Source organism: Roseateles sp. UC29_93 (assembly GCF_042695725.1).
GTDB classification, from domain to species: domain Bacteria; phylum Pseudomonadota; class Gammaproteobacteria; order Burkholderiales; family Burkholderiaceae_C; genus Roseateles; species Roseateles noduli_A.
This window is the reverse complement of record NZ_CP170545.1, coordinates 2,272,066-2,293,667: the sequence shown is the minus strand read 5'-3', so window position 1 is coordinate 2,293,667 and position 21,602 is coordinate 2,272,066. Positions and strand designations below refer to the sequence as shown.

Here is a 21,602-nt window from a genome sequence, read left to right as displayed (position 1 = left end):
GGTCGACCCACGACAGGCGCCGCGGCGGGACCATCCTCTCCATCGCAGGCGACCGCGCCCCCAGCCGGAGACACACGTCATGACCGAGATGTCCGCCGAGTACAAGGCCCTGGCCGAGTACCGCCCTACCCAGAAGGTCCGCTTCGTGACCGCCGCCAGCCTGTTCGACGGGCACGACGCGGCGATCAACATCATGCGGCGCATCCTGCAGAGCATGGGCGCGGAGGTCATCCACCTGGGCCACAACCGCTCGGTGGACGAGGTCGTCACCGCCGCGTTGCAGGAAGACGCACAGGGCATCGCGGTCAGCTCCTACCAGGGCGGCCACGTCGAATACTTCAAGTACATGGTCGAGCTGCTGCGCCAGCGCGGCGGCGAGAAGATCCAGGTCTTCGGCGGCGGCGGCGGCGTGATCGTGCCGGCCGAGATCCGCGACCTGGCCGACCAGGGCGTGCGCATCTTCAGCCCCGAGGACGGCCAGCGCATGGGCCTGATGGGCATGATCGGCGAGATGGTCATGCGCTGCGACCAGGACCTCAGCGCCGCCGCGCCCAAGGCCGTGGCCGCGCTGCAAGACCATTCGGAAAGCGCCTGGCGCGCGCTCGCGCAGGCGATCACGGCGCTGGAGAACGGTCGCGCCGATGCGAGCTTCACGCAGGCGCTGCGCGATGCCGCCAAGGGCTTGCGCACGCCCGTGCTGGGCATCACCGGCACCGGCGGCGCGGGCAAGTCCTCGCTGACCGACGAACTGATCCGCCGCCTGCGCCTGGACCAGGACGACGCGCTGCGCATCGCCGTGATCTCGATCGACCCGTCGCGCCGCAAGAGCGGCGGCGCGCTGCTGGGGGACCGCATCCGCATGAACGCGATCGCGCCCTGGGCCGCGGGTCAACGCGTCTACATGCGCTCGCTCGCGACGCGCGACTTCGGCTCCGAGATCTCGCAGGCGCTGCCCGACGTGATCGCCGCGGCCAAGGTCGCGGGCTTCGACCTTGTCATCGTCGAGACCTCCGGCATCGGCCAGGGCGACGCGGCCATCGTGCCGCACGTCGACGTGCCGATGTACGTGATGACGCCGGAGTTCGGCGCGGCCAGCCAGCTCGAGAAGATCGACATGCTGGACTTCGCCGAGTTCGTCGCGATCAACAAGTTCGACCGCAAGGGTGCGGCCGACGCGTGGCGCGACGTCGCCAAGCAGGTGCAGCGCAACAAGGAGGCCTGGGGGAAGAAGGCCGAGGAACTGCCGGTCTTCGGCACCATGGCCAGCCGCTTCAACGACGACGGCGTCACCGCGCTCTACCAGGCGCTGAAGCCGCGTCTGGCCGAACTCGGCCTGCCGCTGCGAGACGGCGACGGCCGCCTGCCGATCGCCGCCACGCGCTTCAGCACGCACCAGACACCGATCGTGCCGCCGGCGCGTTCGCGTTACCTCGCCGAGATCGGCGACACGGTGCGCTCATACAAGAAGCGGGCCCGCGCGCAGGCGCGCCTGGCCCGCGAGATCCAGCAGCTGACCGCCAGCGCCGCGATGCTCGGTAGCGCCGGAGCCGGCGGCGATATCCAGGCTCATGCCGCGTCGCTGTCCACGCTTGAAGCACTCGCCACCTCGCGTCAGGCGAAGCTCGACGCCGACGCGCGCCAGTTGCTCGCGCAGTGGCCCGACATGCAGCAGGCCTACGCCGGCGACGAGTACGTCGTGAAGATCCGCGACAAGGAGATCCGCACGGCGCTGGTGTCGACCTCGTTGTCGGGCACGCGCATCCGCAAGGTCGTGCTGCCGCCGTACGAGGACCAGGGCGAGCTGCTGAAGTGGCTGATGCTGGAGAACGTGCCGGGCAGCTTCCCGTACACGGCCGGCGTGTTCGCGTTCAAGCGCGAGGGCGAGGACCCCACCCGCATGTTCGCCGGCGAGGGCGACGCCTTCCGCACCAACCGGCGCTTCAAGCTGGTGTCGGAGGGCCTGCCGGCCAAGCGGCTGTCGACGGCCTTCGACTCGGTCACGCTCTACGGCGCCGATCCCGCGCCGCGGCCCGACATCTACGGCAAGGTCGGCAACTCCGGCGTCAGCATCGCGACGCTGGACGACATGAAGGTCCTGTACGACGGCTTCGACCTCTGCCACCCGACGACCTCGGTGTCGATGACGATCAACGGCCCGGCGCCGTCGATCCTGGCGATGTTCATGAACACCGCGATCGACCAGCAGCTCGTGAAGTTCAAGGCCGACAACGGCCGCGACCCGACCGCCGACGAGGCCGCCAAGATCCGCGCCTGGGTGCTGGCCAACGTGCGCGGCACGGTGCAGGCGGACATCCTCAAGGAGGACCAGGGCCAGAACACCTGCATCTTCTCGACCGAGTTCTCGCTGAAGGTGATGGGCGACATCGCGCAGTACTTCGTCAACCACGACGTGCGCAACTTCTACTCGGTGTCGATCAGCGGTTATCACATCGCCGAGGCGGGCGCGAACCCGATCTCGCAGCTGGCGTTCACGCTGTCCAACGGCTTCACCTTCGTCGAGGCCTATCTCGCGCGCGGGATGCACATCGACGACTTCGCGCCCAACCTGAGCTTCTTCTTCAGCAACGGCATGGACCCCGAGTACACCGTGCTGGGCCGCGTCGCGCGACGCATCTGGGCCGTGGCGATGCGCGACAAGTACGGCGCCAACGAGCGCAGCCAGAAGCTGAAGTACCACATCCAGACCTCGGGCCGCTCGTTGCACGCGCAGGAGATCGCCTTCAACGACATCCGCACCACGCTGCAGGCGCTGATCGCGATCTACGACAACTGCAACTCGCTGCACACCAACGCCTACGACGAGGCGATCACCACGCCGACCGAGGAATCGGTGCGCCGCGCGATGGCGATCCAGTTGGTCATCAACCGCGAGTGGGGCCTGGCGAAGAACGAGAACCCGAGCCAGGGCGCGTTCATCATCGACGAGCTCACCGAGCTGGTCGAGGAGGCGGTGCTGACCGAGTTCGAGCGCATCGCCGAGCGCGGCGGCGTGCTGGGCGCGATGGAGACGGGCTACCAGCGCGGCAAGATCCAGGAAGAGTCGATGCACTACGAGATGCTCAAGCACACCGGCGAGTACCCGATCATCGGCGTGAACACCTTCCGCAACCCGCACGGCGACCCGGTGCCGGACCACATCGAACTGGCGCGCTCGACCGAGGAGGAGAAGCAGGGCCAGCTGACGCGCCTGGGCGATTTCCACGCGCGCCATGCGGCCGAGGCGCCGGCGATGCTCAAGCGGTTGCAGCAGGCGGTGATCGCCAACGGCAACGTCTTCGACGTGCTGATGGACGCGGTGCGGGTGTGCTCGCTGGGACAGATCACCGCAGCACTGTTTGAAGTGGGTGGGCAGTACCGGCGCAGCATGTGAGCGATCCGCGGGCGCGCGCCGCGCGTCCGCCGGCCCGGCACTAGGGGAGACCTTCGTCGAGGTCTCCCACCATGCTGCCACCATCCGCTCTCCCCTCCGCGCTCGTCCAGGCGTTCTCCACGTTGTCGCGCCGCGGCGGCGACAGGACGATCCTCCATCCGGTGCTGCAGCGCCTGACCGGCGCCGGCACGTCCGTCGCCGATCTGCGCGACCTGCGTCCGACCACGCTCGACGAGTTGCCGGACGGCTTCCTCCGGCTGCTGGGAAAACACGCGTTTCCGCACCCCGCCGACCATCCGCCGGTGGTGGCGCTGCCGGACGGTTGCACGGCCTCCACGGTCAACCGCTTCCTGCGGGAGCTGTCCGGCACGGAATGCGTCAGCGCGCCGCATGTCGACGCGCAGCGGACCCTCGTGGACCTGCCGACCGACACGGCGCTGCGCCTGTTCGAGACCACGGACCCGCTCCCCTACCTGCTCAACCCGTCCGGTGTTCCGGTGCTGTTCCGCCTGACCGAACGGGCCCCGAGCTGCGTGCCTCTGGCGCGGGAAGACAGCGACGTCGCTCCGACACGCCTGATGGCGGTCGCCGCCCTGCGCGACGCCCTGTGCAGCGATGACTGCCGGCTGGAACTGCCGCCGGCAAAGGCGTTCGGGGACTTGTCGCGCCGGCTCGCCGACCTGTTTGCCTCCTGGTTCGGCCGCTCCGGCGTCGACGACAGCCGCAAGGATGGCGCTCACCCGAGGATCCAGCCGAACGCCGAGGAGCAGCTCACGATCGGCCGTGCGCTGCGCATGGTGCCGCGCGAACTGCTTCCCGCGCCGGGCTCGATCGCCATCGAGGACCTGCTGCTCCGGATGCTTCCCCTGCGCCTGGCGCCTCCGCCTTACCTCAAGCAAGGGCTGGACGAGCAGGACCTGTTGCGCATCGCCCACCTCCTCGACGATCAATGGCACATCGCCAGTCCGCCCCGCGGCGCGTTCCGACCGATCCGGCCGCCGCGCGACCTCGTCACGCTGGCCAAGCTCCAGCGGTGGGCCTGGCCGGACGCCTTCTACACGCGGGCGAAGTGCATCGACGAGGCGTGCAAGGCGCGCCACGCCGCCGCGACCAGCCTGCGCAAGGCCTGGGAGGGAGGCCAGGGCTTCGGCGAGGCCATGTTGAACTTTGCCGAATGGCAGGTGCGTCTGCCCGAGGGCGATGTGCTGCGCCGCATGGGCCTGCTGCAGATGGAAGCGCTGACGGCGCGGCCGCGATCCCGGCGCGTCACCTTCGCGGACCCGCTCTCGCAGGCGGACGATCCGTCGTGACACCGGGCTCGCAGCTCGACCAGGTGACGCAGCAGAACGCCGCGCTGGTCGAGGAAAGCAGCGCGGCCGCCGACAGCCTACAGCAGCAGGCCAAGGAACTCGCGGAGCTGGTGCGGGTGTTCCGGCTCGCGTGAGCGCGCGCCCCCGGGGCCGGGGGGGCCGGGTTCTCCCGCGTGTTGCCGCCCCGCAGCGGCACTCCCATAATCGATTGCACCATCGCTGTTGGAGTACGACATGCTGCAGGTCCTGAGCCGGATGAAGATCACGACCCTGTTGCAAGTCGGCTTCGCGGCAGTGCTCGCGATGGCCGCCTTGATGACCGGCGTCGGCGTGATGAAGCTGCGCGAAATGGTGCGGCTCAGCGACCAGCTGCACACGCTGGAGCAGCGCCGGCTGATGGCCACGAACTGGCGCGCCGCCACCGAGCTCAACCTCAACCGCGTGATGGCGATGGCCAAGTCCGGCGGACACGAGGGACTCAGCGGTTTCCTGTCCGCCGAGATGACGCGCACCACCGAACGCATCAACCAGTTGCAGGCCGAGCTCGACAAGGTCATCGACGATCCCGAGCAGAAGGCCCAGCTGCCGGTGATCGCGTCCGAGCGGCAGCGCTACGTCGACATCCGCAAGGGCGTGATGGCCGCGATCAAGGCGGACCCGGAGGCCGGCGGGCGGCAGGTCGACCAGACGCTGATCCCGGTGGCGGCGAGTTACCTGGCATCGGTCGAGAAGCTGGTGACGCTGATCTCGGAGGACACCGACCACTTCGCCGCGCAGCAGCGCGAACAGGCCACGCAGGCGGCGACGCTGATGCTGACGTTGACGGGCGTCGCGGTCGTGCTGGGGATCTTCATCGCGTGGCGGATCACGCACTCGGTGCGGGCGCCGATGGTGCGGGCCGGCGCGGTGGCGCAGACCATCGCCAGCGGCGACCTGAGCCAGGACATCGTCGTCGACCGCAGCGACGAGATCGGCGTGCTGCTGCGCGAGCTGAGCGCGATGCAGGAGTCGCTGCGGCGCATGGTGCGCCAGGTGCGGGGACGGCACGGAGACGATCAATGTCGCGACGCGCGAGATCGCGACCGGCAACCAGGACCTGTCGGCGCGCACCGAGGCCACGGCGTCCAACCTGCAGGAGACGGCGTCCTCGATGGAGGAACTGACCGGCACGGTCGCCAGCACGGCCAGCTCGGCGCAGCAGGCCAACGACCTGGTGAGCGCGACGCGCGTGTCGGCGTCCAAGGGCGGCGATGTCGTCGGCGAGGTGGTCGCGGTGATGCAGCAGATCGAGTCGAGCTCGCGCCGCATCAACGACATCATCGGGACCATCGATGGCATCGCGTTCCAGACCAACATCCTGGCGCTGAACGCCGCCGTCGAGGCAGCGCGCGCCGGCGAACAGGGTCGGGGCTTCGCGGTCGTGGCCGGCGAGGTGCGGGCGCTGGCGCAGCGCTCGGCCGGCGCGGCCAAGGAGATCAAGGCGCTGATCGGCGAGAGCGTGCTGCGCGTGGATACCGGCACGCGCCTGGCGCAGAACGCGGGACTGGCCATGGGCGAGATCGTCCAGGGCGTGCGCCGCGTGGCCGACATCGTCGGCGAAATCGCGACGGCGGCCGCCGAGCAGAAGGACGGCATCGGCCAGGTCAACGTCGCCGTGCAGCGGCTCGACGAAATGACGCAGCAGAACGCGGCGCTGGTCGAGGAATCGGCCGCGGCGGCGGGCAGCCTGCGCTCGCAGGCGGAACAGCTCAACGCGCTGGTGAGCACCTTCCGACTGGCGGCATGAGGCGTCGCGACGGACAGCGCATCGCCGCGGCCTTCGCCGCACTGGTCGCCGGTTCGGCGCTGGGGACGTTGACCACGTCGTTGAGCGGATGCGCGCGCGATCAGACGGGCACGTCCGTCGTCGTCTCCGCGCCGGACCTCGATGGCGCGGAGTCGTTGATCAGGGCGTCGATCACTTCGGGCGAGGTGAAGGGTCTCGCGCTCGCCGTGATCGAGGACGGACAGATTCGCGCGGTGCGCAGCTACGGCCATCGCAACGCCGACGGTCAGGCGCTGCAGACCGACACGGTGATGTACGGGGCATCGCTGACCAAGGCGGTCTTCGCCTACACGGTGATGCAGCTCGTCGACGAGGGCCGGGTCGATCTGGACGCCTCGATCGCCGCTCTGCTGGACCGTCCGCTGCCCGACTACCCGAAGGACGCCCGCTACGGCCCGTGGCCGGACCTGCGCGGCGATGAACGCTGGCGGGCGCTGACGCCGCGTCTGCTGCTCTCGCATCGCGGCGGCTTCGGCAACTTCGCGTTCCTGGAGCCGGACGGGAAGCTGCGCTTCCACTTTGATCCGGGAAGCCGCTACGCTTATTCCGGCGAGGGCCTGATCCTGCTGCAGTTCGTGCTCGAACAGGGCCGGCTGAAGCTGGACCTCGGCCAGGAGATGCAGCGCCGCGTCTTCGACCGCTTCGGCATGACGATGACGGCGATGAAGTGGCGGGCGGACTTCGCGACGAACCTCGCGGACGGCGTGACCGAAGCGCGCCGCTGGGTCCCGCACGATGCGCGCAGCCGCGTGCGCGCGGCGGGCTCGATGGACACGTCGATCGACGACTTCGCGCGCTTCGCGGCGGGGCTTGCGCGTGGCGACGGCCTCTCGCCGCGCAGCCGCGCGGAGATGACGCGCCCGCAGGCACCGATCACGACCGCGTCGCAGTTCCCGACGCTGCAGCCGGAGCTGCCTGCGACGCAACGCAGGCCGGACCTCGCGGCCGGACTGGGCGTCGTCGTGTTCGACGGCCCGCAAGGCCGTGGCTACTTCAAGGGCGGCCACGACGATCAGACGGGCAACACGATGGTGTGCCTCGAACAGCGCCGCGCCTGCGTCGTGCTGCTGTCCAACGACGTGATGGCCGAACGGCTCTACCCCGCGATCGTGCGCCGCGTGCTCGGCGAGACCGGCGTGCCGTTCACGTGGGAGTACGGGTCGAAGGCGACAGCCTGGCCGCGCTGACAGACATCACGGGAACACCGCAAGGAACAGGAACACCACGAACACCACCATGTGGACCGCCCCCTGCAGCACCGTCGCGCGGCCGCCGCCGAGCGTCAGGCCGCCGACGATGAAGGTCAGGAACAGCAGCACCATGCTCAACGGCGTCAGCCCCAGCACCAGCGAGTGCGGGAACAGCGGCGAGAGCACCGCCACCGTCGGGATCGTCAGCCCGATGCTGGCCAGGCCCGAACCCAGCGCCAGATTGAGGCTGGTCTGCAGCCGGTTGTGCAGCGCCGCGCGCACCGCCGCCACCGTCTCCGGCAGCAGCACCAGCATCGCCACGATCACGCCCACCAGCGACGGCGGCGCGCCGATCGCATGCACGCCGCGCTCGATCGTCGGCGCCAGCAGCTTCGCCAGGCCGACCACGCCGACCAGGCACACCAGCAGCAGCGCCAGACTCGTGCCGGCCACGCGCCAGCTCGGCGGCGCCGCATGCGTGTCCTGGTCGTCGACGCCGGCCACCGGCAGGAAGTAGTCGCGGTGCCGCACCGCCTGCACGAACACGAAGGCTCCGTAGAGCACCAGCGACACGCCGCCCGCGAACAGCAGCTGCGTGGTCGTGAACGTCGGCCCGGCCGAACTCGTCGTGAACGCCGGCAGCACCAGTGTCAGCACCGACAGCGCGGCCAGCACCGCGAGCGTCGGACTCGTGCCTTCGACACGGAAGGCCAGCTCCTGATGCTTCCAGCCGCCGACCAGGATGCACAACCCCAGCACGCCGTTGCACACGATCATGATCGCGGAGAACACCGTGTCGCGCGCCAGTGCGTTGGTCGACTCGCCGCCGGCCAGCATCAGCGACACGATCAGCGCCACCTCGATGATGGTCACCGCCACCGCCAGCACCAGCGAGCCGTACGGTTCGCCCACGCGATGCGCGACGACCTCGGCGTGATGCACCGCCGCGAGCACCGCGGCGATCAGCAGCACGCTCACCACCGTCAGCACCAGCGTCGAATTGGCGCCCGCCGTCAGCCCCAGCAGCGCGAGGATCGCGGCCAGCGGCGCCAGCAGCGACCAGATGGGCAGGGCCGCCGGCAGGCGGGCAAGGAGGGAGTTGGAGCGCTTCACATGCATGGACCGAGCATAGACCACGATGGTCTGGCGACCTCGGAAGCGCTACGCTCGGCAGCCATGCCGACCCTCGATCCGCGCGTCGACGCCTACATCGACCGCGCCGCCCCGTTCGCCCAGGACCTGCTGCGCCACTGGCGCGCGACCGTGCATGCGCACTGCCCCGACGTGGTCGAGACGATCAAGTGGGGCTTCCCCAACTTCACGTACCGCGACAAGATCCTGACCGGCATGGCCGCCTTCAAGGCGCATTGCTCGATCGGCTTCTGGCACGGCGAGGCGGCCGTCGGCGCCGACCACGCGAAGGGGGGCGCGATGGGCGACTTCGGCAAGCTCACGTCGCTCCAGGACCTGCCGCCCAAGGCCGAGCAGAAGGCGATCCTGAAGCGCGCGATGCAATTGATCGAGGACGGCGTGAAGGCCCGACCCGCGCGCGCGGCCGCGCCGAAGCCGCCGCCGGAAGTGCCCGACGACCTTGCCGCCGCGCTGCGGGCCGATCCCGCCGCGCGGAAGACCTTCGAGTCCTTCCCGCCCGGGCAGAAGCGTGACTACGTCGACTGGATCGTCGAGGCCAGGAAGGCCGAGACGCGCGAGCGCCGCCTGGCGCAGGCCGTCGAGTGGATGGCCGAAGGCAAGCGGCGGAACTGGAAGTACGAGAACTGCTGAGGCCACGGCCCGCCAGCGGCTTGGCGCAGGCTCACGCCGCGGACGACCCCGCGCCGAGCTCCCAGTTGCTGTCGTGCACCTGCACGTTGTTGCGACCGCCGTCCTTGGCGCGATACAGCGCGCGGTCGGCCCGCATGAACAGTTGATCGGCGCTCACCTGGTCGCCGGGCTCCGCGACCGCGACGCCGGCCGACACCGTCAGCGTGAAGGCACGCCCATCGCCGTCGCACAGTTGCAGCGTCGCCACCGCTTCGCGGATCTGCTCGACCAGACGGATCGCGCCCGATCCGTCGGTGGCCGGCAGCACGAGCCCGAATTCCTCGCCGCCCCAGCGGCCCACGACGTCCGACGCGCGCAGCCGCGCCCGCACCTCGGCCGCGAACGCGCGCAACGCGTCGTCGCCGGCGTGATGGCCGTGGCAGTCGTTGACGTCCTTGAAATGGTCCAGGTCCAGCAGCACGAAGGCCAGCGGCGTGCCCTCGCGCCGGCCGCGCTCCAGCTCGTGCCGCAGCAGCGCGTCGGCGGTCATCCGGTTCAGGCAGCCGGTGAGGCCGTCCGTGGAGGCGACCTCCTCCATGCGCCGCGCGATGCGCTCGAAGTTCGCGAGCACGAAGCCGAAACCCGCGCCGATCAGGCAGAGGAAGCTGAAGAGGAAGGTCAGGCCCTGGCCGAGGCTGCCCTGCATCAGGTCCAGGTATTCCTCCGGATTCGTCATCGCGTGCAGGCTGCGCAGCAGCAGGCTCGCCGCCGCGGCCACGAGCGTGATGCCGACGGCGCGCAGCGACGACTCGCCGCGCCAGCCCGGCCCCAGCAGCACGAAGATCGCCGGCAGCAGCAGGGTCGCGAAGACCAGCGAGATCGCGCTCGTGCGTACCGCCAGCGGCCAGGCCAGCATCCATGCCGTCAGGCCCCAGGCCACCGTCGGGCCGCCCCACCACATCCAGCGCGGCAGCGAACGCCCCAGCACATGCCGATGGATGGCCTCGTTGTAGAACACGATGCCCAGCGCGATCAGCCCGTTGCCGATCAGCGCCGACACCCAGACCGGCAGCACCACGCGCGCCGTCAGCATCGTGAAGCCGGCCAGCAGCGTCCACGAGCCCCAGGTCCACACGCCGAGGTCGAGGTAGCGCAGCCGGCTGCGCTGCGCCGCCCACAGCTGGACGCCGAGCATCGCGAAACCGCTCAGCAGCGCCAACATCAGCGTGGGGATGTGGATGGACGCCATGACGCGTGAGCGTAGTGATCGACGCCCGCCGGCAGACCCCCTACATCGCAGGCGCCGCGCGTGAAGGGCGCGTCAAGTCGCGTCGCTCACGACCTTGCCGGCGGATGTACCGGCAGATGTGCCGGGGGCGCCCGCGCGGGACGTCGCCGGGGCAGCGCCGATCAGCCCGGCGATCCAGTCGCGCGTCTGTCGTGGCGCGATCACGGCGTCGATCTCCAGCGTCTCCGCGATCGCCAGCGCCTGACCTCGTGCCACCTGCGCCGCGAGCAGGCGCTCGAACAGCGCCTGCCGTTCCGGTCCGTCGGGCACGGCCGCCAGTTCCTTGCGGTAGCCGAGCCGCACCGCCCCTTCCAGTCCCATCGCACCGAATTCGCCGCTCGGCCACGCGGCGCAGCCGATCGGCCGGTGCAGGCTGCCGCCGGCCAGCGCCATCGCACCGAGCCCGAACGCGCGTCGCATCACCACCGCCACCAGCGGCACCGTCAACGCCGCCGCGGCGCGGAAGAGGTCGCCGGCCTCTCGCAGCTGGCCGGTGGATTCGGCCTCCGGGCCGACCATGAAGCCGGGGCTGTCGATCAGGCTGACGACGGGCAGGCCGAGGCGCTCGCACAGCCGCCAGAAGCGCGCCAGCTTGCGTGACGCGGCGCCATCGACCGCGCCGCCCAGCACGGCGCAGTCGCTCGCCACGACGGCCACCGGCTGGCCCTCGAGAAAGGCGGCGGCGGTGATCACGCTGTCGCCGCTGCCACGACCGAGCTCGATCAGCGAGCCCGCGTCGAAGAGACGCGCAAGGATCTCGCGGACCGGGTACGCCCGCTGGCGGATCTCCGGGATCGCGTCGTCGAGCGGTGCCTGGTCCGGCTCGGAGAACGCGGTCGCTGCGGGCAGGCGGCACATCCAGCCCATCAGAGCCCGGACGAGACTGGTCGCCTGTTGCTCGTCGTCCACCAGCGCATCGACGACACCCGCCCGCGCGAGCTCGGGCGCGGGGCCGATCTGCTCGGGCTCGAAGCGACCGAGGCCGCCGCCTTCGATCATCGCGGGACCGCCGAGCCCGATGTTGCTGCCGCGCGTGGCGACGACCAGATCGCAGCAGGCCAGCAAAGCGGCATTGCCCGCGAAGCAGCGTCCCGCCGCGACGCCGATCGTCGGCACCTGTCCGGCCAGCGCGGCCAGTCGCGCGAAGGTCGCGACATGCAGGCCGGCGACGACCGGCATGTCCGTGTCGCCGGGCCGACCGCCGCCGCCTTCGGCGAACAGCACGAACGGCAGCTGGCGGCGCTCCGCGAGCTCGATCAGCCGGTCGGTCTTCTGGTGACTGCGGAAGCCCTGTGTGCCGGCGAGCACGGTGGCGTCGTAGGCCATCACGGCGATCGGCCGGCCGCGCAGGCGCGCGATGCCGGTCACGGCACCGTCGGCAGGCGTCTGCGCCCGCAGTTCCTCGACGGGACGACGCGCGGTCTGCGCGGCGATCGCGAGCGCACCGTACTCGGTGAAGCTGCCGGGATCGCAGAGGGCGTCGACGTTCTCGCGCGCCGTGCGCTGGCCCCGCGCATGCCGCCTGGCGACGGCATCGGGCCGGACCGCGTCGGTCAGCAGCGCGTGGCGCGCGCGCCAGGCGCGAAGGTCGGCACGCTCTCCGGTCGTCGACGATTCGACGGTCCTGTCGTTCGGGGCGCCGTGGTGGGCCGCGGCCCCGTCCGCTGCTTCCGCCGCGGATTCGGATTCGGATGCGGGAGACGCGGCCTGCCACGCCATCAGGGCATCGCCCTCGCGCACCAGCTCGCCTTCGACGGCGAAGAGCTCCGCGATGCGTCCATCAGCCGGCGCGGGCAGTTCGTGCTCCATCTTCATCGCCTCGAGCCGCACGACCGGCTGGCCGCGTCGGACGACTTCCCCGACGGCGACGAGCCACTGCTGGACGGTGGCGGACAACGGAGCGACGAGCGACGGCATGTGGAACCTCCCGGGAGACCGCCGACTCTAGGCGGCCCGTCGGCCGCGCGCTGCCGCGAAGTTGACAGCGGACGGCAGCGCGCCCGCGTCCCTCCCGCTCAGGTCCGTCTCAGGTCCGCCTCAGATCGGGCTCGGGTGCGGCTGGTCCGGCTCAGGACAGGCGCTCGATCAGCGCCATCGCCGCGGCCGGCGCTCGCTCCTTCGCGCCGCTGATGAAGAAGACGAATACGTCGCGCGCACGCTTGGGCGGCGCGCGGTCGGCCTCGACCAGCGGCAGCCGGTCGGGCTGGCCGCCGGACTCCCAGCGCGAGGCGCTGGCGGCGAGGCCGTCGAGCTCCTCCTCCGTGACCCCGGTGACGAGCTCCGGGGCGCGTGCGCATCACCCGCGTGTAGACGAAATCGGCGGTGAGGTCGGGGATCGGCGGATAGTCGTCGGACTCGGTGAACACGACGCCCGCGCCGTGGTCGCGCGCCATCGCCAGGAACTCCGGCGATCGGAAGCTCTCATGCCGGACATCGAGCGCATGCCGCAACGCCACGCCGGCGGAGTCCTTCGGCAGCAGCTTCAGGAAGGCGCCGAAGTCCACCGGATCGAAGCGCTTGGTCGGCGCGAACTGCCAGACGATGGGGCCGAGCTCGGGCCCCAGCTCGGCGACGCCGCTGTCGATGAATCGCATCACCGACTCGCCGGCCTCGGCCAGCACGCGCCGGTTGGTCGCGAAGCGGTTGGCCTTGAGCGAGAACACGAAACCCTCGGGCGCGGTGTCGCGCCACTTGGCGAAGGTCGCCGGCTTGAAGGTCGAGTAGTAGGTGCCGTTGACCTCGATGGCGCTCAGCTTGCGGCTGGCGTACTCCAGCTCGCGCGAGGCGGGCAGGTCCTTGGGATAGAAGGTCTCGCGCCAGGGCTCGAAGTTCCAGCCGCCGATGCCCACGTGGATCGAGGTGCTCATGTCGTCGTGTCCTCCAGAAGTCGTTCGAGTCGGGTCTGTCCGCGGCGCGTCACGCGCAGGGCGCGGCTGTCGGGGTCGGGATCGAGCCAGCCCTGCGTCAGCATCGCCTGCAGCCACGCGGCGCCGAGCGCGCCGCCCAGGTGCGGGCGCCGCTCGCTCCAGTCCATGCAGGCGCAGGCCAGCCGACGGCGGCGCGCGCCGGTGGCGGCGTCGACATCGACGCCGAGGTCGCGCAACGCGTCCAGGCCCTCGCCGGTGAAGCGATAGCCGCGGACCTCGTCGGGGTCGGGCGTCATCCAGTGCAGGCGCAGCGCGTGGTCGTGCAGCCGCACGCCCCAGTGGCCGGCGAGGTGGTCGTAGCAGCGCCGCGCCTGACGCAGCGCGGGCGGCGTGCTGGGCTCGAAACGCGGCCGCGGCAGACCGGCCAGCACCAGCATCGCTTCCAGCGCCTGGCCGACCTCCGGACCGGCCAGCCGGTAGTAGCGGTGCTTGCCCTGCGCCATGCAGCCGACCAGTCCCTGCCCGAGCAGCTTGGCCAGGTGCGCGCTGGCGGTGGACGCGGCGACGTCGCCGACGGCGGCCAGCTCGGTCGCCGTGCGCGCGTGGCCGTCCATCAGGCAGCACAGCATGCGCGCGCGCACCGGCTCGGCCATGCTGGCGGCGATGTGGGCCAGCGCCTCGTCGGCGGTGGGGGCGTCAATCATGCTTCGATGCTAAGCGAAGCGTTCCTGGCGATCCATCGCGAAGATTCCCCCATGACCTCCTGTCCCATTCATTCGCCGCTGCTCGATCCTGACTTGCGCATGCGCCCGCCCGGTGAGCCCTTGCCTCCGCCGCTGTGCGCGCACGGCGGGCCGCTGGGCGACGTCTTCGCGCGCTGGCTGCGACAGCGCGACGATGGCGCACACGCGCCTGAGAAGGCCGCGCTGACGCGTGCGCTGCAAGCGCTCTCCGACGACGACATCCGCGCCCACGCACGGCGCCAGGCCGCGATCGCGCGGCCAGGCGGGTGGTCGCACTGGTCCTGGGCCGTCCCGGCGTCGACAGCGGCGAGCCTGCTCGGCATCGAGCTCAACGACGTCGACGCGCAACGTCGGCTGTACGCCTGCCTGCGCGCGATGGCGGCGGGGCTCGGCGCGGACGCGAATGCCGACGCTGTGCTCGCGGGTGGCGCGGCGGTCACGACGCTGCTGACCGCGCTCGACGACGCGGAGCGCCGTTCGCCGGATGCCCCGTTGCAATGGACCCTGCTGCGCCATGCACCGCCCGCCCGATGGACCGATCGCGCCACGTTCACCGCCAACCGGCTGGCGCTGATCTGGCAGAGCCACGAAGCCGGCGCCGCGCTGCTCGGGCATGCCTTGCTCGACTGGCGGTCGACCGGTCGCGTGCCGACGCGCGAGGACCTGTTGCGCATCGCCCGCGAGGGCGGCGCGGTCCGCGTGACCCGTCGCTTCGATGTGCGGCAGGATCCCGCCACGCCGGTGAGCGTTCCACTCTCCAGCACCGACCATCCTTTCGGCGACGGCGCCCACCGCTGCCCCGGGCAAGGCCTGGCACTGACGAGCCTCCACGCGGCGCTGGCCTGGCTCGCCGGTCAGCCCGGCCCACCGCTGCTTGATCCGGCCCCGCCACTGTCGCTGCCCAACATGGACATTCCGCAATTCCTGGACGAGGAGCTCCGCCCATGATCGCCGTCATCTTCGAAGTCATCCCCAGCGCCGACGGGCGCGACCGCTACCTGGAACTTGCCGCCGAACTCAAGCCGCTGCTGCAGGAGGTCGACGGCTTCCTCAGCATCGAGCGCTTCCAGAGCCTGACCGACCCGGGCAAGCTGCTGTCGCTGTCCTTCTGGCGCGACGAGGCGGCGGTGCGCGAGTGGCGTCGGATCGAGGCGCACCGCGCCGCGCAATCGGAGGGGCGCGCGGGCGTCTTCGCCGACTACCGCCTGCGCGTCGCCGCAGTACTGCGCGATTACGGCATGACCGAGCGCGAGCAGGCGCCGGCGGATAGCCGCGAGCGGCATCGCGGCTGAGCCCGCGAGCCTGCATGGAGCACGTAACGCACGTAACGCGCCTTCCGCCGGGGTCTCGTCGTCGGGGAGGACGATTCCGTCGCACCATCGCGCCCGGCGTCGGGCAGCGCGCCGAGAATCGCCGCCGCTCCTACGACACGGCCTCGAGGCCGCCCCCCCGCTCATGTCATCCCCTTCCCTGCCCGCCATGGGTTCGCCGCGCCAGCACGGCCTGGACACGCTGCGCGCCGCCGCCATCCTGCTGGTCTTCGCGTACCACTACCAGGTCTTCGTGAGCGGCACGCCGACCTTCGGCTGGCTGAGCGGCATCGGCTGGGCGGGCGTCGACCTGTTCTTCGTGCTGAGCGGCTACCTGATCGCCAACCAGTTGATGGGTGGGATGACGCGCGGCGGGCAGCTCTCGCTGCCGCGCTTCTACGGGCGGCGCCTGCTGCGCACGCTGCCCAACTTCTATGTGGTGCTCGCGCTCTACTGGCTGCTCCCGCAGGTGATGGGCGGACGCGAGCCGCCGCCACTGTGGCGCTTCCTCACCTTCACGCAGAACATCGCGCTGACGCCGGGCACGGCGTTCTCGCACGCCTGGTCACTGTGCATCGAGGAGCAGTTCTACCTGGTGCTGCCCGCGGCACTGATGCTGGGGGCCGCGCTGGAGCGGCACCGCCGCGCGCTGGCGTGGTCGCTGATCGGCGTGCTGACCCTCGCGGCGATCCTCTGGCGCGATCACCTGTGGCGCCTGTACGGGACGCAGGACCCGTCGCTCGGCTACTACCCGCACCTGTACTACGGCAGCCTCGCGCGACTGGACGAGTTCCTGCCCGGTGTCGCGATCGCGTTGCTGAAGCATGGCCACGCGGATCTCTGGTCGGCGCTGATGCGGCGCGCGAAGACGCTGCTCGCGATCGGCGCGGCGGCGAGCCTCGGCATGCTGACCTTGATGCTGCACTTCTACTACATCGATGGCTACGGTTACGGCCATGCCATGAGCAGCTGGGGCTACAGCGCGCTGGCCTGGAGTTTCGGCCTGACGGTGCTGGCCGCCCTCGCACCGCGCGGGCCGCTGGCACGCGCGCAGGTCCCGGGTGCGAACGCGCTGGCACGCTGGTCGTATGCGCTGTATCTGACGCACAAGCCGATCGCCTTCGCGCTCGTGAAGCCGCTGGCGGCGCTCGGACTCATGCGGGCGTCGGGATGGACCGTGCCGGTGATCGCGGCGGCCTGCCTGCTCGGCGGATGGCTGCTGTACCGGTGGGTGGAGTCGCCGTTCATGCGCCTGCGGGACCGTTGGATCCCTTCGCAATTCGTCGACACACAGCGTGCTACAACGGCGGATCCAAGGAGTCCCCAGCATGCGTAGCCCTCGTCCTTCCAGCCCCACCCGCCCTGTCCGCAGCCCGCGCCGCGCGGCGGTCCTGTCCGCCGGTGCCGCCGTGCTCGCGCTCGTCGCCTCGGCGTGTGTCGCCGCCAGCGCCGAAGAGATCGGCGAAGTGAGCACGGTGTTCAAGTTCATCGGCCCGAACCACAAGATCGTCGTCGATGCCTACGACGATCCCGCCGTGAACGGCGTGACCTGCTACGTCTCGCGCGCGAGGACCGGCGGCATCAAGGGCGGCCTCGGCCTGGCCGAGGACAAGTCGGAGGCCTCGATCGCCTGCCGCGCGGTCGGCCCGATCAGCTTCCCCAAGCCGCTGCCCAAGCAGGAGGAGGTGTTCTCGGAACGCTCCTCGCTGGTGTTCAAGCGGCTGCGCGTCGTCCGCATGGTCGACCCGAAACGCAACACGCTGGTCTACCTGACCTACTCGGACCGGGTGATCGAAGGCTCGCCGCAGAACAGCGTGACGGCCGTGCCGGTGGATCGGGGGACGGTGATTCCGGTGAAGTGACGACGCCGGTCAGCCTCAGCCAAGAGCGTCACCGGTCGGCACCGGCGACGGTCGGCACTGCGCCGCGTGCGACCTCGAACCCCTCGTCGATCCACCCCGTCAGCCCGCCGATCATCAGCTTCACCGGTCGGCCGAGCTTCGCGAGCCGGATCGCGCCGCGGTGCGCGCCGTTGCAGTGCGGGCCGGCGCAGTAGACGACGAAGAGCGTGTCCATCGGGTAGGCGGCCATCTTGCCCTCGGTGATCTTGCCGTGCGGCAGGCTCACGGCGCCGGGCACGTGACCGCGGGCGAAGAGCTCGTGGCTGCGGACGTCGAGCAGCACGAAGTCCTCGACGCCACGCGTGAACGCGTCGTGCACGTCCCAGCAGTCGGTCTCGAAGGCGAACGCCTGCTCGAAGTGGGCAAGCGCCTGGGCGCTCGGGGCGGCGGGGACGGCAGCGATGTTCGAGCTCATCGGGGATTCCTTCAACGGAGTGGATCGACGGCAGCCAGTGTCGCGAAGCGCCTCGCTTCGGACGAGTGGCCGGAACGACGCCAATCGGTAAGATCGCGCCATGCCCCGTCCGCCTACCGCCGCCCGTGCCGCCCGTCGTTCCGCCGCTGCCTCCGCCGTGGACAAGCCGCATCTCGTCGCGATCCTGGCGTACGACCGGCTCTGCATGTTCGAGTTCGGCTGCGCGGTCGAACTCTTCGCGCTCGAGCGTCCGGAGCTGGGCGTCGCCTGGTACCGGCATGCGATCTGCGCCGCGGAGCCCGGGCCGCTGCGCGGCACCGGCGGTGTCCGTGTCGAAGCGCCGCACACGCTGGCGATGCTGCGCCGCGCCGACACCATCGTCATCCCCGGCTGGCGCGATGCCGCGGAGCGGCCGCCCGAGGCGCTGCTCAAGGCCGTGCGCGCCGCCCACGCGCGCGGCGCGCGGCTGTGCACGATCTGCTCCGGCGTCTTCGTGCTCGCGCATGCGGGGTTGCTCGACGGCAGGCGCGCGACCACGCACTGGCGCTATGCCGAGCGGCTCGCGCAGGAGTTCCCGTTGATCGACGTCGACCGGTCCGCGCTCTACGTCGACGAGGGCGAACTGGTCACGTCGGCGGGATCCGCCGCCGGGCTCGACATGCTCATGCACCTCGTGCGCCGCGATCACGGTCCGCGTGTCGCCAACGCCGTGGCGCAGCGGCTGGTGATGTCGCCACACCGCGAGGGCGGCCAGGCCCAGTTCGTGCCAAGGCCGATGCCTTCGGATGAATCCAGCCCCATCGCCGTGCTGCAGGACTGGTTGCGCGCGCATCCGCGCGAGGCACACACCGTCGCGTCGATGGCCCGCCACGCCGCGATGAGCGCCCGCACGCTGCAGCGCCGCTTCAAGGACGCCACCGGGCTCGCGCCGCTCGAGTGGCTGACCCGCGAGCGCGTCGCCATCGCGAAGGAGCTGCTCGAGACCCGTGACGCGCTCGATGTCGAGGCCGTCGCGGACCTCGCCGGACTGGGCTCGCCAGAGTCGATGCGCCGGCACTTCCGGCTGATGGGCCTGCCGGCGCCCTCACGCTATCGGCGGCAATTCGGCTGAACGGACGCCCGGTCGTCGCCCGTCCACCCGCTCAGCGGAACACGACGCAGGCCGCGCCTGGCATGGCGATGAAGCGGCCGTCGAAGCGCGGCAGTTCCTGGCCGTCGAGCCGGAACACGCAGACCTGATGACTGCGCTGCAGGCAGACCCACAGCTCCCGGCCGTCCGGACTGAAGGTCGCGCTGCGCGGATAGCTGCCTTGCGCCCAGGTCTCGCCGCGCCATGACGGCCGCCCCTGGTCGTCGAGGTCGAAGACGGCGATCGCGTCGTGCAGCCGGTTCAGCGCGAAGAGCCGACGACCATCCGGCGCGACGAGCAGGTCCGAGGCGTAGCTCAGGCCTTCGAATCCTTCGGGCAGGCTGCTGAGCCGAAGTCGATGCGTCAAACGGCCCTCCCCGTCCAGGCCCAGCCAGTCGAGCGCGTTGGCCTGCTCGTTGAGCAGATAGACCTGTCCGTCGTCCTGGGGATGGAAGACGAAGTGGCGCGGACCTGAGCCCGTCGGCAGCGTCAGGCCGTCGAGTTCGAGCGGGTCTGCGGCGGGCCCCTCGAGCCGCCACACCCGCAGCAGGTCGCGCCCGAGGTCGCTTCCCAGCATCAGCGGCCATCGCGGATGGTGGCGAATCATGTGCGCATGCGCATCGGCGACGGGGTCGACACCGACTCGCGGCATGACGACCCGCTCGGGTGCCCGCAGCGCGCCATCCGCGCCGATCGCCGCGCGGCGCAGTGTGCCGTCGCCGTAATGCGCGATCCATGCATGGCGCGCCTGCGCATCGAGTGCCAGGTGCACCGGCAAGGTCCCGCCGGTCGCGTGTCGGGACAGCAGGGTCAACGTCCCGTCCTCCGGGTCGACGTCGAAGCTCGCCAGCTCGTGGCCATCTTCCAGCAGCGCATGCAGATGCCTTCCGCCTTCGGCGAGGTGCAGCCAGGTCGGACTGCCCGGCAGCGCCGCCGCGAGGCGCGTCCGGACATGCCCCTCGGCATCGCGCACCAGCGCGTGGATGCCGGCACATGGCGGCGCATAACCGCCTGCATAGGCGAAGGGCAAGCCCTCGAACGGGGCCGAGGAAATCGTGGGGGTGGCAGGGGTCATCGGAGCGCGACTTTACGGCCACAATGTCCTGTCATGACCAGCTCCAGCCCGTCCTCGCCGGCGGGTGCCGCGTATGCGTTTCGACGTCCCGACGCTGTTCAGCCTGATGCTGATCCAGTCCCTGGCGCTGGCGCTGCTGCTGCCGCTGCTGCTCGGCTGGTGCGACAGCATCGCCGCCCGTCGCGCGCAGCTCAGCGCGGCCGCGCAGGCCACCGGTTGGGCGTTGTTGCTGTTGCCGCCCGATGGCACGCGCCTGACGTCGATCGTCGCGCTCGGGCTGCTCAGCCTCAGCGTCACGCTGCTGTGGATGGCCGCCGACCGCTGGCTGCCGGGGCGGCTCGGCCGCCTTTTCCAGTACGGCATGCCGGTGCTGGTCATGGTCGGCTACGGTGCCGGCTGGGACAACTATGCGCTGCGCCTGGCCTGGTCCAACGGCTGCATCGGCCTGCAGATGCTCGCGCTCGGCGCCAGCCTGATGCAGCCCGTCAAGCGCGGCCCGGTCGGCAACCTGCGATGGCGGCTGCTGTTCACGGTCAGCCTCGGCCTGCTGGCCGTGCTCAACCTGGCGCGGGCCTACCTGGCCGGCTTCGACACCGCGAACCTGCCCCGCTTCGACGCCCCGCATCCGCTCAACATGGTCTTCGCCGTCGTTGCCAACGTCTGCGTGCTGGCCGCCGCGGTCGCGATCCTCGTGGCCTGGCGCGGCGAGAGCGAGGCCGAGCTGCGCCGCCTCACGCAGATCGACGCGTCCACCGGGTTGGCCAACCGCCGTGCGTTCCAGCAGCGTTCGGTGGACATGATCTCGATGGCCCGGCGCTACAGCGAGCCGCTGATGCTGCTCGTCATGGACGTCGACGGCTGCAAGGCGATCAACACCACGCACGGCGAGGCCAAGGGCGACCAGGCCATCGCGCTGTTCGGTCGCTGCCTGGACGAGCAGAAGCGCCTGGGCGACGTCGTCGCGCGCATCGACGGCCAACGCTTCGCCGTGCTGATGGCGCGCTCCGACCTGGTGGGGCCGCCCGCGCTCGACCGCCGGTTGCGCGATGCCTTGCTCGAACTCGCGCCGCGCGAGCTCGGTTTCACGTTGGGCTACTCCGCCGGCTGGGCCAAGCTGCGCAACGGCGACCGCAACATCGAGGACCTGCTGCACCGCGCCGAAGCGGCGCTCTATGCCGCCAAACGCCAGGGAAAGGGGCGCCTGTGCGCCGAACCGGGGCTCGAGGCCGAGCTCAGCGTGGCCGTTCCGGCCTGAGCCCCCCTCGCTCACGGCCCCCGCGAGCACGACGGCGTCGGGACGAGGTCCGATCGGCCCCCGTCCACCTCCCCCCGATGCCCTGCGATGTGACGCGGTTCACGCGCGCCATGCCGCCCGCGCGGCAATCGCCCAGTCGACA

General features: G+C 70.9%; 17 protein-coding genes and 2 pseudogenes. 12 read left to right on the top strand and 7 right to left on the bottom strand.

All coding sequences use genetic code 11. The features are described 5' to 3' along the window. The first annotated feature begins 79 nt into the window (after positions 1 to 79). The 5 genes and pseudogenes from icmF (at position 80) to ACFJIX_RS10650 (ending at position 7,713) form a co-directional block, all read left to right on the top strand. Positions 80 to 3,391, top strand: a complete 3,312-nt coding sequence (gene icmF / locus ACFJIX_RS10670) for a fused isobutyryl-CoA mutase/GTPase IcmF (protein ID WP_377159797.1) — start codon at positions 80 to 82, stop codon at positions 3,389 to 3,391. Positions 3,392 to 3,462: 71 nt separating this feature from the next. Next, the gene (locus tag ACFJIX_RS10665; protein WP_377159795.1) at positions 3,463 to 4,701 is read left to right on the top strand and encodes a hypothetical protein; all 1,239 of its coding nucleotides are present in this window, start codon (positions 3,463 to 3,465) and stop codon (positions 4,699 to 4,701) included. Next, on the top strand, positions 4,698 to 4,835 hold the full coding sequence (locus ACFJIX_RS10660; RefSeq protein WP_377162149.1) for a hypothetical protein: 138 nt from the start codon (positions 4,698 to 4,700) through the stop codon (positions 4,833 to 4,835). The genes ACFJIX_RS10665 and ACFJIX_RS10660 overlap by 4 nt, the downstream gene beginning before the upstream one ends. A 100-nt stretch (positions 4,836 to 4,935) precedes the next feature. Next, positions 4,936 to 6,487, top strand: a pseudogene (locus ACFJIX_RS10655) (methyl-accepting chemotaxis protein). After that, positions 6,484 to 7,713 (top strand): serine hydrolase domain-containing protein, encoded by a 1,230-nt coding sequence (locus tag ACFJIX_RS10650; protein WP_377159793.1) that lies wholly within the window; start codon positions 6,484 to 6,486, stop codon positions 7,711 to 7,713. Before ACFJIX_RS10655 ends, ACFJIX_RS10650 begins: the two are co-directional and overlap by 4 nt. A 6-nt stretch (positions 7,714 to 7,719) precedes the next feature. On the opposite strand, the gene ACFJIX_RS10645 is transcribed toward ACFJIX_RS10650, so the two are convergent. Then, positions 7,720 to 8,835, bottom strand: a complete 1,116-nt coding sequence (locus tag ACFJIX_RS10645) for a calcium:proton antiporter (RefSeq protein ID WP_377159791.1) — start codon at positions 8,833 to 8,835, stop codon at positions 7,720 to 7,722. Positions 8,836 to 8,892: 57 nt separating this feature from the next. Here ACFJIX_RS10645 and ACFJIX_RS10640 point away from each other — a divergent pair, with 57 nt between their 5' ends. Further along, positions 8,893 to 9,498 carry a YdeI family protein gene (locus ACFJIX_RS10640; RefSeq protein WP_377159789.1) on the top strand — a complete coding sequence of 202 codons (606 nt, stop codon included), beginning with the start codon at positions 8,893 to 8,895 and terminating at the stop codon, positions 9,496 to 9,498. A 31-nt stretch (positions 9,499 to 9,529) separates the two neighbouring features. On the opposite strand, the gene ACFJIX_RS10635 is transcribed toward ACFJIX_RS10640, so the two are convergent. The 4 genes and pseudogenes from ACFJIX_RS10635 to ACFJIX_RS10620 all read right to left on the bottom strand — a co-directional run bounded on the left by ACFJIX_RS10635 (position 9,530) and on the right by ACFJIX_RS10620 (position 14,336). Beyond that, the gene (locus ACFJIX_RS10635) at positions 9,530 to 10,726 is read right to left on the bottom strand and encodes a diguanylate cyclase (RefSeq protein ID WP_377159787.1); all 1,197 of its coding nucleotides are present in this window, start codon (positions 10,724 to 10,726) and stop codon (positions 9,530 to 9,532) included. A 72-nt stretch (positions 10,727 to 10,798) separates the two neighbouring features. Then, entirely contained in the window at positions 10,799 to 12,682 is a 1,884-nt protein-coding gene (locus tag ACFJIX_RS10630) for a carboxyl transferase domain-containing protein (RefSeq protein ID WP_377159785.1), read from the bottom strand. Between the two features lie 151 nt (positions 12,683 to 12,833). Beyond that, positions 12,834 to 13,632 (bottom strand): annotated as a pseudogene (locus ACFJIX_RS10625) (DUF72 domain-containing protein). Continuing rightward, a complete protein-coding gene (locus ACFJIX_RS10620; RefSeq protein ID WP_377159783.1) occupies positions 13,629 to 14,336 on the bottom strand; it encodes an ArsR/SmtB family transcription factor in 708 nt (235 codons plus the stop codon). Before ACFJIX_RS10620 ends, ACFJIX_RS10625 begins: the two are co-directional and overlap by 4 nt. 51 nt (positions 14,337 to 14,387) lie before the next feature. Here ACFJIX_RS10620 and ACFJIX_RS10615 point away from each other — a divergent pair, with 51 nt between their 5' ends. The 4 genes from ACFJIX_RS10615 to ACFJIX_RS10600 all read left to right on the top strand — a co-directional run bounded on the left by ACFJIX_RS10615 (position 14,388) and on the right by ACFJIX_RS10600 (position 17,547). Then, on the top strand, positions 14,388 to 15,323 hold the full coding sequence (locus ACFJIX_RS10615) for a hypothetical protein (RefSeq protein ID WP_377159781.1): 936 nt from the start codon (positions 14,388 to 14,390) through the stop codon (positions 15,321 to 15,323). Beyond that, complete coding sequence (locus ACFJIX_RS10610) at positions 15,320 to 15,667, top strand: antibiotic biosynthesis monooxygenase family protein (RefSeq protein ID WP_377159779.1); 348 nt, start codon at positions 15,320 to 15,322, stop codon at positions 15,665 to 15,667. The genes ACFJIX_RS10615 and ACFJIX_RS10610 overlap by 4 nt, the downstream gene beginning before the upstream one ends. 163 nt (positions 15,668 to 15,830) lie before the next feature. Then, entirely contained in the window at positions 15,831 to 17,021 is a 1,191-nt protein-coding gene (locus ACFJIX_RS10605) for an acyltransferase family protein (protein WP_377159777.1), read from the top strand. Next, positions 17,014 to 17,547: a CreA family protein gene (locus ACFJIX_RS10600; RefSeq protein WP_377159775.1), complete on the top strand. Its 534-nt coding sequence runs from the start codon at positions 17,014 to 17,016 to the stop codon at positions 17,545 to 17,547. The genes ACFJIX_RS10605 and ACFJIX_RS10600 overlap by 8 nt, the downstream gene beginning before the upstream one ends. 28 nt (positions 17,548 to 17,575) lie before the next feature. Here ACFJIX_RS10600 and ACFJIX_RS10595 read toward each other — a convergent pair whose 3' ends face one another. Beyond that, positions 17,576 to 18,001: a rhodanese-like domain-containing protein gene (locus ACFJIX_RS10595; RefSeq protein ID WP_377159773.1), complete on the bottom strand. Its 426-nt coding sequence runs from the start codon at positions 17,999 to 18,001 to the stop codon at positions 17,576 to 17,578. Between the two features lie 100 nt (positions 18,002 to 18,101). Between ACFJIX_RS10595 and ftrA the strand changes: the two genes are divergently transcribed. Then, the gene (gene ftrA, locus ACFJIX_RS10590; RefSeq protein WP_377159771.1) at positions 18,102 to 19,112 is read left to right on the top strand and encodes a transcriptional regulator FtrA; all 1,011 of its coding nucleotides are present in this window, start codon (positions 18,102 to 18,104) and stop codon (positions 19,110 to 19,112) included. Between the two features lie 31 nt (positions 19,113 to 19,143). On the opposite strand, the gene ACFJIX_RS10585 is transcribed toward ftrA, so the two are convergent. Next, positions 19,144 to 20,205: a lactonase family protein gene (locus ACFJIX_RS10585; protein WP_377159769.1), complete on the bottom strand. Its 1,062-nt coding sequence runs from the start codon at positions 20,203 to 20,205 to the stop codon at positions 19,144 to 19,146. A 73-nt stretch (positions 20,206 to 20,278) separates the two neighbouring features. On the opposite strand from ACFJIX_RS10585, the gene ACFJIX_RS10580 reads away from it, so the two are divergent. After that, the gene (locus ACFJIX_RS10580) at positions 20,279 to 21,460 is read left to right on the top strand and encodes a GGDEF domain-containing protein (RefSeq protein WP_377159767.1); all 1,182 of its coding nucleotides are present in this window, start codon (positions 20,279 to 20,281) and stop codon (positions 21,458 to 21,460) included. Positions 21,461 to 21,602 lie beyond the last annotated feature (142 nt).